At 70.2% G+C, this 14,658-nt stretch carries 13 protein-coding genes and 1 pseudogene; 2 read left to right on the forward strand and 12 right to left on the reverse strand.

The features are described 5' to 3' along the window. Positions 1 to 18: 18 nt before the first annotated feature. The 9 genes and pseudogenes from SSPN_RS0114665 to SSPN_RS0114700 form a co-directional block, all read right to left on the reverse strand. The gene (locus SSPN_RS0114665; RefSeq protein WP_010695792.1) at positions 19 to 2,886 is read right to left on the reverse strand and encodes a translation initiation factor IF-2 N-terminal domain-containing protein; all 2,868 of its coding nucleotides are present in this window, start codon (positions 2,884 to 2,886) and stop codon (positions 19 to 21) included. Between the two features lie 164 nt (positions 2,887 to 3,050). Next, positions 3,051 to 3,845: a TIGR03936 family radical SAM-associated protein gene (locus SSPN_RS0114670; RefSeq protein WP_010695794.1), complete on the reverse strand. Its 795-nt coding sequence runs from the start codon at positions 3,843 to 3,845 to the stop codon at positions 3,051 to 3,053. A 287-nt stretch (positions 3,846 to 4,132) separates the two neighbouring features. Further along, a complete protein-coding gene (locus tag SSPN_RS0114675; RefSeq protein ID WP_029535338.1) occupies positions 4,133 to 6,097 on the reverse strand; it encodes a TIGR03960 family B12-binding radical SAM protein in 1,965 nt (654 codons plus the stop codon). 202 nt (positions 6,098 to 6,299) lie between these two features. After that, a pseudogene (locus SSPN_RS59725) lies at positions 6,300 to 6,401 on the reverse strand (GNAT family N-acetyltransferase); the annotation flags it as partial. A gap of 46 nt (positions 6,402 to 6,447) precedes the next feature. Further along, positions 6,448 to 6,684 carry a hypothetical protein gene (locus SSPN_RS59730; protein ID WP_010695798.1) on the reverse strand — a complete coding sequence of 79 codons (237 nt, stop codon included), beginning with the start codon at positions 6,682 to 6,684 and terminating at the stop codon, positions 6,448 to 6,450. A 55-nt stretch (positions 6,685 to 6,739) separates the two neighbouring features. Further along, entirely contained in the window at positions 6,740 to 7,138 is a 399-nt protein-coding gene (ndk, locus tag SSPN_RS0114685) for a nucleoside-diphosphate kinase (protein ID WP_010695800.1), read from the reverse strand. A 106-nt stretch (positions 7,139 to 7,244) separates the two neighbouring features. After that, positions 7,245 to 7,673, reverse strand: a complete 429-nt coding sequence (locus tag SSPN_RS0114690) for a type II toxin-antitoxin system VapC family toxin (protein ID WP_029535339.1) — start codon at positions 7,671 to 7,673, stop codon at positions 7,245 to 7,247. Further along, positions 7,666 to 7,887, reverse strand: coding sequence for an AbrB/MazE/SpoVT family DNA-binding domain-containing protein (locus SSPN_RS0114695; protein ID WP_143539498.1), 222 nt, complete (start codon positions 7,885 to 7,887; stop codon positions 7,666 to 7,668). The genes SSPN_RS0114690 and SSPN_RS0114695 overlap by 8 nt, the downstream gene beginning before the upstream one ends. Positions 7,888 to 7,953: 66 nt before the next feature. Continuing rightward, positions 7,954 to 9,492 carry an alkaline phosphatase D family protein gene (locus tag SSPN_RS0114700; RefSeq protein ID WP_010695803.1) on the reverse strand — a complete coding sequence of 513 codons (1,539 nt, stop codon included), beginning with the start codon at positions 9,490 to 9,492 and terminating at the stop codon, positions 7,954 to 7,956. 182 nt (positions 9,493 to 9,674) lie between these two features. Between SSPN_RS0114700 and SSPN_RS0114705 the strand changes: the two genes are divergently transcribed. Next, positions 9,675 to 10,775 (forward strand): zinc-binding dehydrogenase, encoded by a 1,101-nt coding sequence (locus tag SSPN_RS0114705; RefSeq protein ID WP_010695804.1) that lies wholly within the window; start codon positions 9,675 to 9,677, stop codon positions 10,773 to 10,775. Here SSPN_RS0114705 and SSPN_RS63255 read toward each other — a convergent pair. Next, positions 10,759 to 11,703 (reverse strand): EamA family transporter, encoded by a 945-nt coding sequence (locus SSPN_RS63255; protein WP_010695806.1) that lies wholly within the window; start codon positions 11,701 to 11,703, stop codon positions 10,759 to 10,761. The genes SSPN_RS0114705 and SSPN_RS63255 overlap by 17 nt on opposite strands. A gap of 111 nt (positions 11,704 to 11,814) precedes the next feature. Here SSPN_RS63255 and SSPN_RS0114715 point away from each other — a divergent pair, with 111 nt between their 5' ends. Then, positions 11,815 to 12,669, forward strand: coding sequence for a LysR family transcriptional regulator (locus SSPN_RS0114715; protein ID WP_010695808.1), 855 nt, complete (start codon positions 11,815 to 11,817; stop codon positions 12,667 to 12,669). A 71-nt stretch (positions 12,670 to 12,740) separates the two neighbouring features. On the opposite strand, the gene SSPN_RS0114720 is transcribed toward SSPN_RS0114715, so the two are convergent. Both SSPN_RS0114720 and folC read right to left on the reverse strand, forming a co-directional pair. Further along, positions 12,741 to 13,223, reverse strand: a complete 483-nt coding sequence (locus SSPN_RS0114720; RefSeq protein ID WP_010695809.1) for a DUF4233 domain-containing protein — start codon at positions 13,221 to 13,223, stop codon at positions 12,741 to 12,743. Continuing rightward, positions 13,220 to 14,587 carry a bifunctional tetrahydrofolate synthase/dihydrofolate synthase gene (folC, locus tag SSPN_RS0114725; protein WP_010695811.1) on the reverse strand — a complete coding sequence of 456 codons (1,368 nt, stop codon included), beginning with the start codon at positions 14,585 to 14,587 and terminating at the stop codon, positions 13,220 to 13,222. The genes SSPN_RS0114720 and folC overlap by 4 nt, the downstream gene beginning before the upstream one ends. Positions 14,588 to 14,658 lie beyond the last annotated feature (71 nt).

A 14,658-nucleotide genomic window follows, 5' to 3' on the forward strand; every position in this document is an offset into this window, starting at 1 on the left:
CCATTCCGTCGAATCTGCTCAGCCCTCGGTCGCAGCCCCGGTGGGGGCGTCCTCCACCGGCGGACCGGCCGGACGCGACGCTGCCCGGCGACGAACCCGCCGCACCGGCGCGGCCGGGGTGACGCTCGGTAGTCCGTTGTCGGCGGACTGCTGCGGCTCCGCCGACTTGCTGACCACCAGCGGAGTCACCGGAGCACCGGCGCTCCCAGCGGCCCGCGTCGCCTTCCGCCGCGGTCGGCCGTTGGCCTCCGCAGGGGCAGCCGCCACCGGCTCGGCCATCAGCGGCTCCGCCGCGGGCTCCACCGCCTTCGGCTCGACGACCGGCTCCGGCTCGACAACCGGTGCCTCCGCCTTCGGCTCAACCGGCGCCTCCGGCTTCGGCGTCTCCGGCTCGGCCTTGACGGCCTTGACCTCGACGGCCGCAGGCTCCGCCTGCACCCGTTCCGCCGGCTTGACGGGCTCCGGCTTGGGCTGCTCGACCTTGGCAGCCTCGGCCTTCGGCTCATCGGCCTTGGCGGCCTCTGCCTTGGCCTCGCTGCGCGGTTCCGGAGCGGGCTGCTCGTCGTGCTGCTTGCCGCGGTGCCGGTTGCGGCGAGCACCGTTGTTGACGGCCTGGCCGTTCAGGTGCGTGACCGGCTCCGTCGAAACCAGCAGGCCACGACCTCGGCAATGCTCGCAGGTGCTGCTGTAGGCCTCCAGCAGCCCGGTGCCGACGCGCTTGCGGGTCATCTGCACGAGACCGAGCGAGGTCACCTCGGCGACCTGGTGGCGAGTGCGATCCCGGCCCAGGCACTCGGTGAGGCGGCGCAGCACCAGGTCGCGGTTGGACTCCAGCACCATGTCGATGAAGTCGATGACGATGATGCCGCCGATGTCGCGCAGCCGGAGCTGGCGGACGATCTCCTCGGCCGCCTCGAGGTTGTTGCGGGTGACCGTCTCCTCCAGGTTGCCCCCGGAGCCGGTGAACTTGCCGGTGTTGACGTCGATCACCGTCATGGCTTCGGTGCGGTCGATCACCAGGTAGCCACCGGAGGGCAGCCAGACCTTGCGGTCCAGGGCCTTGGCGATCTGCTCGTTGATCCGCTGCTCGGTGAACACGTCGTTCTTGCCGACGTGCTTGTGCAGCCGCTGCGCCAGGTCGGGTGCGACGTGCTTGACGTAGGCCTCGATGGTGTCCCAGGCGTCGTTGCCCTGGACCGTCATGGTCGAGAAGTCCTCGGTGAACAGGTCGCGGACGACCTTGATCAGCAGGTCCGGCTCCTCGTAGAGCAGCTGCGGGGCCTGCGCGCCAGGCGTCTCGGCCCTCTCCTTGATGACCTCCCACTGCGCCTGCAGGCGCCGCACGTCGCGGTCCAGCGCCTCTTCGCTGGTGCCCTCGGACGCGGTGCGGATGATCACCCCGGCGTTGTCCGGCACGATACGCTTGAGGATCTCCTTGAGCCGCTTGCGCTCGGTGTCCGGCAGCTTGCGGCTGATGCCGGTGGCACCGCCGCCCGGCACGTACACCAGGAATCGGCCGGGCAGGCTGATCTGGGTGGTCAGGCGTGCGCCCTTGTGGCCGACCGGGTCCTTGGTGACCTGCACCAGCACGCTGTCGCCGGTCTGCAGGGCCTGCTCGATGCGGCGGGCCTTGCCGGCCAGCCCGGCGGCGTCCCAGTCGACCTCGCCGGCGTAGAGCACCGCGTTGCGGCCCCGGCCGATGTCGACGAACGCCGCCTCCATGCTCGGCAGCACGTTCTGCACTCGGCCGAGGTAGACGTTGCCGACCAGCGAGCCGGAGCCCGACGAGGTCACGAAGTTCTCGACGAGGACGTTGTCCTCGAGCACCGCGATCTGGGTCTGGTCGCCGTTCTGCCGGACGACCATCTTGCGGTCCACCGACTCGCGGCGGGCCAGGAACTCGGCCTCGGAGAGCACCGGCGCCCGGCGGCGACCTGCCTCGCGGCCATCCCGGCGGCGCTGCCGCTTGGCTTCCAGCCGGGTCGAGCCCTTGACCGCGCGGACCTCGTCGTCGCTGCTGTCCTGGCGGGTTTCCGCGGCCGCCGGCTCGCGCACGTGCACGACGGTGTTCGGCGGGTCGTCCTCGCGGGCGCCGCTTTCGTCGTCCGCAGAGCCCTTGCGACGGCGGCGACGCCGACGGCGACGGTTGGAATCGCCCGCGCCTTCGGCCTCGGCCGACTGTTCCTCGGTGGCTTCCTCGGCGACCGGTTCGGCGGCTTCGGCGCTGGTCTCCTCGGCGGTGTCCGACTCTTCCTCGCCACCCGACTCGGAGTCGGCACCGCGACCCCGACCACGGCCCCGGCGGCCCCGCCTACGACGGCGGCGACCAGCGGGTTCGTCCTCGGCCTCGGCTTCCTGCCCGGGCTCTTCGGCCGCAACGGCCTGGGGCTCCGGCTGCGCCTCCTGCGGCTCCGGCTCGGCCTTCGACACGGGCCTCGACTCCTGCGGCTGCGGTGCCAGGAACATCGCCTCCGGCGCGGCGAAGAGCGGCGTCAACCCGCGCGCGTGTTTGCCGGCCGACTCGACTCCGGCGGGAGTGAAGTCAGCAGCAGGCACCGCGGGCTCGACCGCGGACTGCGGTTCGGCCTCGCTCCTGGTTTCGGCCTGCGCGGGCTCAGCCGGGCCGTCCGACTCCGCCACCAGCTCGGGGTGCAGGGCCTGCACCACCTGCAGGGCGACGTCGCGGGTGATGTTCGACTGCGCGCTGCGGACCGATTCACCGATCGATTCCAGCGTCGTGATGATCTCCCGGCTGCTGGCGCCCAGCAGCTTGGCCAGTGCGTGCACCCGGAGCTTGGCGGGCAGCTCGATCGTGCCCTGCCCTTCTCGGGTAGGTGTGGGCGATTGCCCGCTGGTGCTTCCAGCGGGCGTATCCATGTTCAACATCCAGCTCCTCCGCCCCCGGGCGCGTCCGGGGACGCGGCCGCACAGAGGCATGTGCGATCTTCGGTCTCCGCCGCCCGCAGGCGACGGCAATTCTTGGTGGTCCCTCCGCCCCGGCCTTCAGGCCGGGAAGTCACACGGCGGGTCGACGACGTCCGCGCCGCCCGTCACCCCGCTGCGGGGCCTCCCGCCGGAATCCGGTCGCCGCCTGAGGCCCGGGCCAACGGGTCGACAATCCCTCCCCCGTCGTCGAGCCGACCCTGCTCCAGCCGGGTCGCGCTCGCGGCGGCCGACGGTGCCAGACCAGCGACGACACGCAGGGCGCTCAGTACGTCGTCGGGTCGTACGACCGGTGTTGTCTGCCGCACGACCGTTACAAGTATCCCATACGGTTCCGACGCCTCCGGCCAATCGTCCACCTGGACGGTCGACGCGGAAATTTGCTCACTCTGCGCGACGATCCGGGGACCGTCCGGGACCTCCGCGCTGACCAGCGCCGCGCGCGCGTCGATGGTGCGGCGGCCGTCCTTGGTCATCCGCTCCACCAGCGCGGTGTCAGCCGCCATCAGCGCCGTTACGGCGTCGCGCAGTTCGGCGACGTCCGTGCCGGGAAGATCGATCCGCCACCGGCTGACCTGCAGCCGGTCGGCGAGCGCACCGGGCTCGGCGTCCGCCGCGTCCAGCACGTCGATCCCGTCGGGCAGCGCGGCGTTGAGCTCGTCGCGCAGCACCTCCGGGTCGAGCCGTTCGACGAGTTGGACCTCGACGTACTCGGCCATGCTGGACACGCCGGTAGGCACCGCGCCCGCCCAGGACACCTTCGGGTGCGGGCTGAAGCCCTGGGAATACGCCATAGGTACCCCGGCCCTCCGCAGCGCGCGTTCGAAGGCACGCGCGACGTCCCGGTGTGAGGTGAACCGCAGCCGCCCACGTTTGGCGTAGCGCAGCCGCAGCTTCTGCACCGGTGGCGCCGAGGGATTGGGGTGATCTCGCCGACTCAGGATTCCCTCCCCGACCAATGATCGTCATCGGCGGTCGCCGTCGACCGCTCCGATGTCGATGCTTGCGTGCTAACCCGCAGTGTGACAACACCTGCGGGTCATGTTTCGCAGGACCGTACCCCGACGACCACCCCTGCACCGACAGCTCGGCTCACGGGCTCCGGTTGCTCGGGCGCACATCCTCGGCTCCGCCGAGGCGCAGCCGTCCAGCAATATCTGAACAGCGGAAACCGATCTGGTCCGAATTGTCAGCCGCCGTTGAAGGCCGGGTTGCGCACCGGGGAGCCCTGGCCGACCGGGGAGATCGGCAGCAGTTTTCGCCCGGTCGGGCCGACCTCGATGTCGGTGCCCATCGTCGGGCACACGCCGCAGTCGAAGCACGGCGTCCACCGGCAGTCGTCCTGCTCGCGGGCGTCCAGCGCGTCCTGCCAGTCGGCCCACAACCACTCCTTGTCCAGCCCGGAGTCGAGGTGGTCCCACGGCAGCACCTCGTGCTCGCCGCGTTCCCGAGTGGTGAACCAGTCCACGTCCACGCCTAACTGCCCGAGCTCGGCGGCGGCGCAGGACATCCAGCGCTCGAACGAGAAGTATTCGTTCCAGCCGTCGAACCGGCCGCCCTCGCGCCACACCCGCTCGATGACCCGGCCGAGGCGGCGGTCGCCGCGCGAGAGCAGGCCTTCGACCGTGGACGGTTTGCCGTCGTGGTAGCGCATGCCGATGTTCCGGCCCAGGCTGCGGTCGGCGTTGATCGCCTGGCGCAGCTTGCGCAGCCGGTCGTCGATGGTGTCGGGGTCGGTCTGCCCGGCCCACTGGAACGGGGTGTGCGGCTTGGGCACGAACCCGCCGATCGAGATCGTGCAGCGGATGTCCTTGCGGCCCGAAACCTCACGCCCGGCCCGGATGACCTCCTTGGCCATCTCGGCGATCTGCAGCACGTCCTCGTCGGTCTCGGTCGGCAGGCCGCACATGAAGTACAGCTTGACCTGCCGCCAGCCGTTGGCGAACGCGGCGGAGACGGTGCGGATCAGGTCCTCCTCCGACACCATTTTGTTGATCACCCGGCGGATCCGCTCGCTGCCGCCCTCGGGCGCGAAGGTGAGGCCAGAGCGACGGCCGTTGCGGGATAGCTCGTTGGCCAGGTCGATGTTGAAGGCGTCCACCCGGGTCGACGGCAGCGACAGCCCGGTGTTCGTGCCCTCGTAGCGGTCCGCCAGCCCCTTGGTGATCTCGGCGATCTCGGAGTGGTCGGCCGAGCTCAGCGACAGCAGGCCGACCTCTTCGAAGCCGGTGGCTGCCAGCCCGCGCTGCACCATCTCGCCGATGCCCTCGATGGACCGCTCCCGCACCGGTCGGGTGATCATCCCGGCCTGGCAGAACCGGCAGCCCCGGGTGCAGCCACGGAAGATCTCCACGCTCATCCGCTCATGCACGCTCTCGGCCAGCGGGACCAGCGGTTTCTTAGGGTACGGCCAGTCGTCGAGCTCCAGGGTGGTGCGCTTGAAGACCCGGTACGGCACCCGGTCGCGGTTGGGCACGACTTCGTCGATCGTCCCGTCGGGGCGGTAGCTGACGTCGTAGAACTTCGGCACGTACACGCCGCCGGACTCGGCCAGCCGGAGCAGCAGCTCGTCCCGGCCGCCCGGCTGTCCTTCGGCCTTCCAGCGGCGGAGGGCCTCGGTGATCTCCAGGACGGCTTCCTCGCCGTCGCCGAGCACCGCGGCATCCAGGAAATCGGCGATCGGCTCCGGGTTGAACGCCGCGTGCCCGCCGGCCAGCACGATCGGGTCGTCGTCGGTGCGGTCCACCGCGTGCAGCGGGATGCCCGCGAGGTCGAGCGCGCTGAGCAGGTTGGTGTAACCGAGTTCGGTGGCGAAGCTGAGACCCAGCACGTCGAACGCGCCGACCGGGCGGTGGCTGTCCACGGTGAACTGCGGGATGTCGTGCGCTCGCATCAGCTCTTCGAGGTCCGGCCATACCGCGTAGGTGCGTTCGGCCAGGACGTCCGGCTGCTCGTTGAGGATCTCGTAGAGGATCTGCACACCCTGGTTGGGCAGGCCGACCTCGTAGGCGTCGGGGTACATGAGGCACCACCGGATGGCGACGTCGTCCCACGCCTTCGCCGTCGCGTTGAGCTCCCCACCCACGTATTGCACGGGTTTGGAGACACGCGGCAGCAGCGGTTCCAACCTGTCGAAAACGGACTCAACACGCACGCGACCAGGGTAGAGGTCCGCCCCGGTCAGGAGGACCGGGGGCGATTTCAATGGAAATCGGACTTTCCATTGAAATCGCGCAACACCGGAGTTCAATCGGAGTTCAGACGTCCCGGGCGAACCAGATTTCGTCGCGGTCGGCACCGGTGGCGACCCGGACCGCGCCCGGCCAGCGGCCGCGTTCGACCCGGCCGTTGGCTTCCTAGAAGCGCTCCAAGTCGTGTCCGCTGCGGGTGATCAGGTCCAGCTTCTCCAGGCCGATCGCCCGGGCCCGCACCAGGACCTCGGCAAGCAGCCGCTTTCCCCATCCCTTGCCCTGGAACGCGGGATCGACCGCAAGCCAGGCAAGTTCACCTGTGTGCCTGCGGACCTGACGCTAGCACCGCCAGCCCTACCGGCACGCTCTGCTGGTCGATGGTGATCAGATACGCCGTCTCGTTCCGCGCGTCCTCGACGAGCGCGGCGGCCGCCGCGCGCAGCTGGTCGACCGGGTCCGTTGGGCTGAAGCCGGCCGCACCACCGGCGGCGGTGAAGCGGCCCCACAGACCGGCCAACGCGTCCACCAGGTCCGGGTGCGGGGTTTCCACCCGTGGCGGACCGGTGACGACGCCGTCGGCGGCGACGCTGGTTTCGGTTACGTGCTCAGATCTCGGGGAACCACAGCTTGAGCTCGCGCTCGGCGGACTCGACGGAGTCAGAGCCGTGCACGAGGTTGTACTGGACTTCTAGACCGAAGTCGCCGCGGATGCTGCCCGGCGCGGCCTTGTCGACCGGGTCGGTGCCGCGGAATGCCGAGATCGCGCGCGGGCCCTCGACGCACGCGGCCACGACCGGACCGGAGGTGATGAACTCGATCAGGCTGCCGAAGAACGGCTTCCCGTCGTGCTCGGCGTAGTGCTGCTCTGCGAGCTGGCGGTCGACGTTCTTAAGCTCCAGCGCGACCAGCTTCAGGCCCTTGCGCTCGATGCGGCTGATCACCTCGCCGACCAGGCCGCGCTCGACACCGTCGGGCTTGACCAGGACCAGGGTGCGCTCGCTCACGGTTGACTCTCCTTCATTTCCGGTGGCTCCGGGTGCGAACACGCTCCGCGCCCGATTTGCCCGCCAGGGTATCGATGCAGGTGACACCGCGAGCGGCGGCCCTGCCTCAGTCCGGCGCGATCACCTCGACCGTCGGGAAGTACACGCGGTACCGACGCGCATCGCGGGTCAGGAGGCGGAGTCGGCTGACCGCGGAGTGCGCACCGATGTAGAAATCGGGCAGCGGTGACCGTTTCTCCCCGCCTCGGCGCCGGTAGTCCTGGAAGCACTTCGCCGCGAGGAACGCAGCCGACCACGGCAGTGGCGCGCGGTGGTAGAGGTCGTCCGGCAGCACAGCGTCGAGCTCGCCCAAGGTCGAGTAACCGACCGAGACCTCGGAATAGACGATCGGGTTGATCACGACGGGTCCCTGACCGCTGACTTCCTTCAGCTTCCGTTCCGACCAAGGAGCCCACTGCTGGTCCTCGGTGATCAGGTCCAGGAAGATATTTGAGTCGACCAAGGTGACGGGCGGACGGGCTCCCGCCTCATTCACCACGGGTCAACTCCATGATCTCGTCGGTCGTCATCTCCCCGTGCCCGCTGCCGCGCAGCAAATCGACCATCCGCTGGCCACGGCTGGGCACCGAATGCCCGCGGGTGAGGATCAGCGCGTCTCCATCCAATCTGATCTCGATCTGATCTCCGGGTCGCAGTCCTAGTTCGCGGCGAAGGTCGACCGGGATGGTCACCTGCCCCTTCTCCGTCATCTTCACAGAAGTAAGAATACGACCTTTCCTACTTCCACTTCCACGGAATAACCCGATCGTGGCTGGTCAGCGCCTCGGCGCCAGCGTCTTGGCCCACAGCGAGCGGCCGGACTGGTCGCGGAGGTCCACGGTCAGCTGCTCGGTGCGGCCGTCGATGTTGACCTCGCCGAAGTGCTGGAAGCCCTCCCACGGGGAGGCGCCCTGGCGGGTCGGGGCGTTGACGAACACCTGGTCCGGGCCGAAGGTCGGGTCGAGCTTGTTCGGCCCGAACGCGCCGGCGTGCAGCGGGCCGGAGACGAACTCCCAGAACGGGTCGAACCCGGCGAACGCCGCGCGCTCCGGCGAGTAGTGGATCGCGGCCGTGTAGTGCACGTCGGCCGTCAGCCAGACGGTGTTGCGCACCGACCGGCGGCTGATCTCCTGCAGCACCCACGCCAGCTCGGCCTCGCGCCCGTTGGGTGCCCCCGGCAGCCCGTTCGCGACCGCCTCGATCTTGTCGCCGTCGGGCACGACGATGCCGATCGGCATGTCCGAGGCGATCACCTTCCAGGTCGCCCGCGACCGGCTGAGCTCGTCGACGAGCCAACGCGCCTGGCGGTCGCCGAGGATCCGCTCCGGCGTGGTGCCCGCCGAGTTCGGGTCGCGGTAGCTGCGCATGTCGAGCACGAAGACGTCCAGCAGCGGGCCGTGCGAGACCTTCCGGTACACGCGGCCGTCCACCGCGTCCTGGCGCCGGACCGGCTGCCACTCGTGGAAGGCCTGGAAGGCGCGCTCGGCGAGCACGTCGACCCGCTTCTCGGTGTACTGGGCGAGGTCCAGGATCTCGCCCGGGTACCAGTTGTTGGTGACCTCGTGGTCGTCCCACTGCACGAGCTGCGGGACCTGCGAGGCGAAGCGGCGCACGTTCTCGTCCAGCAGGTTGTAGGCGAACTGCCCGCGGTATTCGGCCAGGGTCTCGGCGACCTTGGACTTCTCCGGGGTCACGACGTTGCGCCACACCCGGCCGTCGGGCAGCGTGACGGACTCCCTCAACGGCCCGTCGGAGTACACCGTGTCGCCGCTGTGCAGGAAGAAGTCCGGGTTCCGGGCGGCCATCGCGTTGTAGATCGTCATACCGCCGAGGTCCGGGTTGATGCCCCAGCCCTGCCCCACGACGTCGCCGGACCACAGGAAGCGCACGTCCCGGCGGTTGCGCGGGGCGGTGCGGAAGGTGCCGGTCAGGGTCTCGCTCTCGACGCGCCCGTCGAGATCCTCGGCGATAACGCGGTAGTAGGCCTGCTCCCCCGGCGGCAACCCGGTCACCCGCAGCTCGCCGGTGCCGTCCGTCTCCGGGGTCAGGACCGGACCGGGGATCCGCCGCGCGCCGCGGAAATCGGCGTGCCGGGAGATCTCCACGAACATCCTCGACGGCCGGTCGGCGCGAGTCCACACCACGGCCCCGTCAGGGCGCGGGTCGCCGAGCTGGACGCCGTGGGTCAGCACCGGGCCACCGCCGCGCGCGAAGGCGGGGGCGCCGGAGAGGAACATGCCGGTGGCAGCGATTCCGGTGGCAGCGGCGCCGCGTAGCAGGGCGCGCCGGTTGAGCTGGAAGCGTTCGGGACTCATGCCGCTGGTTCTATCCAGGGCAGGAAGCTTCCGGATCACCGCTGGTCGACACAAAGGTGAAGAGTTCGTGCCGATCGGCCGCCGGTCACCGACGGCACTTTCGCGCTCACACCTGGTCTGCGGCCGATCGGCGCGATAGCTTCACGGGCAAACCGACTGGCCGGTCTGACAAGGAGGTCCGGATGCGCGCCGCCGTGCACACTGCCGCGAACCGGCCGATGCGGATCGAGGAACTCGCCGATCCCCGGCCGAAGGCCGGCGAGGTCGCCATCGACGTGCGCTCCTGCGGCGCCTGCCACACGGACCTGCACGTGCTCAAGGGCGAACTGCCGTTCCCGACGCCGACCGTGCTCGGGCACGAGGTAGCTGGCGTGATCGCCGAGGTCGGGCCGAACGTCAGCGGTTTCGAGGTGGGCGACCGGGTGGTGACCAGCTTCATCATGCCGTGCGGCCAGTGCGAGCAGTGCGCGCGCGGCAACGAGGAGATCTGCCAGAGGTTCTTCGAGTTCAACCGCGGCAAGGGGCGGCTCTACGACGACGAGACCCGGCTGTTCCGGCCGGACGGCGAGCCGGTCTGGATGTACTCGATGGGCGGCCTGGCGGAACGCTGCGTCACGCCCGCGACGTCGGTCTACCGCGTGCCGGACGGCGTGGAGCTCCGCGACGTCGCTTCGGTGGGCTGCTCGACGATGACCGCGTACGGCGCGCTGCGCCACGCGGCGAACGTGCACGTGGGCGACACCGTGGCGGTGGTCGCGGCGGGCGGCGTCGGTTCGGCGCTGATCCAGCTGGCAGCGGTGTTCGGCGCATCGGTGATCATCGCGGTGGACATCAGCGAGAAGAAGCTGGCTGGGGCGCGGAAGCTCGGCGCGACGCACGCGGTCAACTCCGCAGAAGCCGACGCACCAGCGGCGATCCGCGAGCTGACCGGCGGGCGCGGCGTGGACGTCGCATTCGAGGCGCTGGGCGCGGTGCCGACCTTCAACATCGCCCGGGACTCGGTCGTCGAGGGCGGGCAGATCGTGGTCGTCGGCATCGCCGCCAGGGGCACCACCGGGGAGTTCGACCTGGCCACCATCGCCCGGCGGAAGCTGCAGATCAAGGGCTCCTACGGCGCGAAGCCGCGGCGCGACATGCCGGTCCTGCTCGACCTGGTGGCCCGCGGCTTGCTCCGCCCCCAGGACGCGATCAGCCGCCACTACCCCTTCGAACAGGTCCAAGAGGCCTATGACGCGCTCAAGCGAGGCGAAACCGTCGGTCGAGCCGTCATCGATATTGGCTAGCGCTCATCCGCCCAGGTTCGGCGTCAGCGGAAGGTTTCAATTGAAACTGCGCCTTCCCCTGGCGAAGAGGACTCCGGCGATCACCAGGGCCCCGCCGAGCAGGGTGTTCCAGCCGACCGGTTCGGCGAGCAGGACCGCGCCCAGCGCCGTCGACCACAACGGGGTCACGTACGTGACCGTCGATGCGATGGTCGACCCTCAGCAGGAACGCGAGGCCGGTGCCCACCGCGCCCAGCAGCACCAGGGATCCGAACGCCGTCGCGCCAGGCCACGCGGGCACCGCCCCGACGACCGTGGCCGCCAGCGCGAGTTGGGTCGTGGCGCAGGTGAGTTGCACGGCCGTCAGCGCGGTCGCCGACTCGGCGCGGCCGGATAAGAACCGCCTGGTGTAGGCGAATCCGGCGCCGTAGCAGGTGGTCGCGGCCAGGCAGGCGAGGCTCCCGACCAGCACCCCGCCGCCGACACCGCGCCACACTCCGAGCACCACCAGCGCCCCGCCGAAGCCGATCAGCAGGCCCACCATCCGGCGCGCGGTCGGCTTCTCCTGCGGGACGAGCAGGAGGACGAAGACGAGCGTGGTCAACGGGGTCGTCGCGTTCCAGACCCCGGCCAGCACCGAGCTGACTTGCGTCTCGCCGTAGGCGAAGAGCGTGAACGGCACGGCGTTGAGTAAAAACGCCACCGCTGCGGCGTGCCCCCAGGTTCGGGGATCGCGCGGCACCGGAACCCGCTGCGCGGCGCATACCAGCCACAGCGCCGAGGCGCCGAAGAGGCAGCGCGCCAGCGCCACCCAGACCGGTGCGACACCGGCGTCGACTGCGACCTTGATCAGCACGAAGCTGGATCCCCAGATCGCGGACAGCAGGACGAAGCCCGGTAACCACCGTTCGGTTCCGCGCTCAGCGGACTCAACCAACCGCTCGGCCATGCCACCACCTTGTCTGTCGCCGTCGCCGTTCTCCGGCGGTTTCCCGCCATCGCACAAGACGGGGCATCATGAGTCAAACAAGCAGATCTGACTCATTGATGAGAGTTCCTCATGTCGATCAACATCGCGCCGCTCCGCGCGTTCCTCGCGGTGGCGGACGAGGGCGGGTTCAGCGCGGCGGCCGACGCGCTGCGGATCAGCCAGTCCGCGGTGTCCCACGCCGTGGCCGCGCTCGAGAAGTCGCTGGACTGCCGGGTGCTGGTGCGCCAGGGGAAACCCCGGCCGACGGCGTTCGGCGAAACCATCCTCGAACACGCCCGAACCGCCGTAGCCGCGACCGACACCATCCGCGTGCTCGCGGAGCAGCGGGACGGGCGTCCGACCGGCCCGCTCCGGCTGGCCGCACCGCCGACCGTCTGCCAGGGGCTGTTGCCCGAGTTGCTGGCGCGCTGGCGGGACGAGTTCCCGCAGCTGAAGATCCGCGTCTTCGAGGGCGAGGACGACGAGGTCGCCGACTGGCTGGCCTCGGCGACCGTCGAACTCGCGGTGCTCGTGGATCCGCCGCCGGGCGACGGGGTGCCGATCGGCGAGGACCGCTTCCACGCGCTGCTACCGCGCGACCACCCGCTGGCCGACCAGCAGGAGGTCGACCTTCGCGACCTCGACGACGACCCGTTCCTGCTGTCCTGCGGCGGCTGCGAGCGGCACGTCCGCGACGCCTACCGCCAGGCCGGGGCCCGGCTCGAACCCGCCCACCGCATCCGCGAGCTCGGCACGTTGTTCGTCATGGTCCGCGCCGGTGTGGGGATCTCGGTGGTGCCGGGCCTGGCCGAGCCGATGCTCGACGCCAGGCTCGTGCTGGTCCCCTTGCGCCAACGCGTAACCCGCAATCTCGTCCTCACCGGCCCGCTGGCCAGGCCCTGGCACCCGGCCGCTTCGGCACTCGTCGAAGCTCTCCGCCGCTAGCTGCCCGCGAGTACTTTTCGGCGCTATGGCAGCGCTATGGCGCCGAAACGTGCGCACGGGACGCGCAACGTTCAGTCGGCCTGTTCCGGCGGGTAGCCCGGCGGGTGGCCGAGCTGGTCGTAGAGCTGCCCCTCCCGCATGCGACGGGCGACGTCGCGGCGCAGGTACAGGACGTAGCCCCACACCGCAGCGAAGACCGCGCCCATGATCCCGACCGCCGGGTGCACGAAGGCGCACAGAATCATCGCGCCCTGCAGCGCGAGCGCGACGCCGAGGCCCCAGGGGCGGCGCTGTACGAAAGCGGCCGCCAGCATCAGCACCGAAAGCACCGTGACGACAACGAAGCCGATGCTGGAGACACCACCGCCGAGCTTCCCGACCACCGGCAGCGCGAGCATGAAGGTGATGAACTCCAGCACCAGCGTGCCCGCCATGATCCCGCGCAGGCCCTTCCACGGGTCGCGCACGCCGGTCGGCGCCACGGGCAGGCCCTTTTCGGGTTCGGGTTTCGACTGATCGGTCACGACGGCTCCCGTGTCTTGCGGATCGATCATGCCGGCTCCTTGCCGAACAGGGCGCGCGCCTCGCCTGCGGTCACCACGGACCCGGTGATCACCACGCCGCCGCCGGAGACCGACTCGCCCGGGTCCTCGGTCTCCTCGGCCAGCTCGATCGCGGTCTCGACCGCGTTGTCCAGCCGGGGTTCCACCACGATCCGGTCTGAGCCGAAGATGTCCTTGGCCACGCCCGCGAGTTCGTCGGGATCCATCGCGCGGGGCGAGGAGTTCTTGGTCAGCACGATCTCCTCGACCACCGGCTCCAGTTCGGCCAGGATGCCGCGCGCGTCCTTGTCGACGAGCACACCGACCACGGCGACCAGTCGGCGGAAGGAGAACTCCGAGCTCAGCGCGTCGGCGAGGGCGCGAGCGCCGTGCGGGTTGTGGGCCGCGTCGACGAGCACGGTCGGTGCCGCGCGGACCCGCTCCAGGCGTCCCGGGGTGACGACGCTGGCGAAGGCTTCGCGGACCCGCTCGACGTCGAGCTGCCGATCCGCACCGGCACCGAAGAACGCCTCGACGGCCGCTAGCGCGAGCGCGGCGTTGCGTGCCTGGTGTTCGCCGTGCAGCGGCAGGAAGATCTCGTCGTACACGCCGCCCAGGCCTTGCAGCCGGAGCAGTTGGCCGCCCACCGCGACGGTCCGGGACAGCACCCCGAACTCCTGGCCTTCGCGGGCCACGGTCGCGTCCACCTCGGCGACCCGCTCCATGATCACCTTCTGCGCCTCGGAGGGCTGCGCCGCCACGACGGCGATGGAACCGGGCTTGATGATCCCGGCCTTCTCCTTGGCGATCCCGGCCAGGTCGGTGCCGAGGTAATCGGCGTGGTCCAGCGCGACCGGGCAGACGACCGCGATCTTCGCGTCGGCGACGTTGGTCGCGTCCCAGCTGCCGCCCAGCCCGACCTCGATGACCGCGGCTTCCACCGGGGCGTCGGCGAAGGCCGCGAACGCCATGCCGGTGAGCACCTCGAACTTGCTCATCCGGACGTCGCTGCGCGAGTCCACGATCGACACGTACGGGGCGACGTCCCGGTACGCCTCGACATAGCCCTCGGGGCTGATCGGCGCGCCGTCGATGCTGATGCGCTCGGTGGCCAGCTGCAGGTGCGGGCTGGTGTAGCGGCCGGTGCGCAGCCCGAGGCCGCTCAGCAGCGCGTCCGTGATGCGCGAGGTCGACGACTTGCCGTTGGTGCCGGCTATGTGCACGACCGGATAGCTGTGCTGCGGGTCGGCGAGCAGCTCGGTGAGCGCCCTGATCCGGTCGAGCGACGGTTCGATCTTGGTTTCCGGCCAGCGTTCGTTGAGCTCGGCCTCCACCACGCGCAGCTCCTGCAGCGCGGCGGGATCGGTGCCGGACAAGTGCTCACTCCCCTGCGATTTCTCGACTGGGCACGACGAATGTCGAGGTCAGTCTACGTCTCGACGTCGGG

The sequence above is a fragment of the Saccharopolyspora spinosa NRRL 18395 genome, assembly GCF_000194155.1.
Taxonomy (GTDB): domain Bacteria; phylum Actinomycetota; class Actinomycetes; order Mycobacteriales; family Pseudonocardiaceae; genus Saccharopolyspora; species Saccharopolyspora spinosa.

Bases quoted from the DNA above. Each gene is read 5' to 3' on its own strand.
- SSPN_RS0114695 (WP_143539498.1), bottom strand. From the start codon at position 7,887: ATGACGGAGAAGGGGCAGGTGACCATCCCGGTCGACCTTCGCCGCGAA.
- SSPN_RS0114705 (WP_010695804.1), top strand. From the start codon at position 9,675: ATGCGCGCCGCCGTGCACACTGCCGCGAACCGGCCGATGCGGATCGAG.
- SSPN_RS0114665 (WP_010695792.1), bottom strand. From the start codon at position 2,886: ATGTTGAACATGGATACGCCCGCTGGAAGCACCAGCGGGCAATCGCCC.
- SSPN_RS0114715 (WP_010695808.1), top strand. From the start codon at position 11,815: ATGTCGATCAACATCGCGCCGCTCCGCGCGTTCCTCGCGGTGGCGGAC.
- SSPN_RS63255 (WP_010695806.1), bottom strand. From the start codon at position 11,703: ATGGCCGAGCGGTTGGTTGAGTCCGCTGAGCGCGGAACCGAACGGTGG.
- SSPN_RS0114700 (WP_010695803.1), bottom strand. From the start codon at position 9,492: ATGAGTCCCGAACGCTTCCAGCTCAACCGGCGCGCCCTGCTACGCGGC.
- SSPN_RS0114720 (WP_010695809.1), bottom strand. From the start codon at position 13,223: ATGATCGATCCGCAAGACACGGGAGCCGTCGTGACCGATCAGTCGAAA.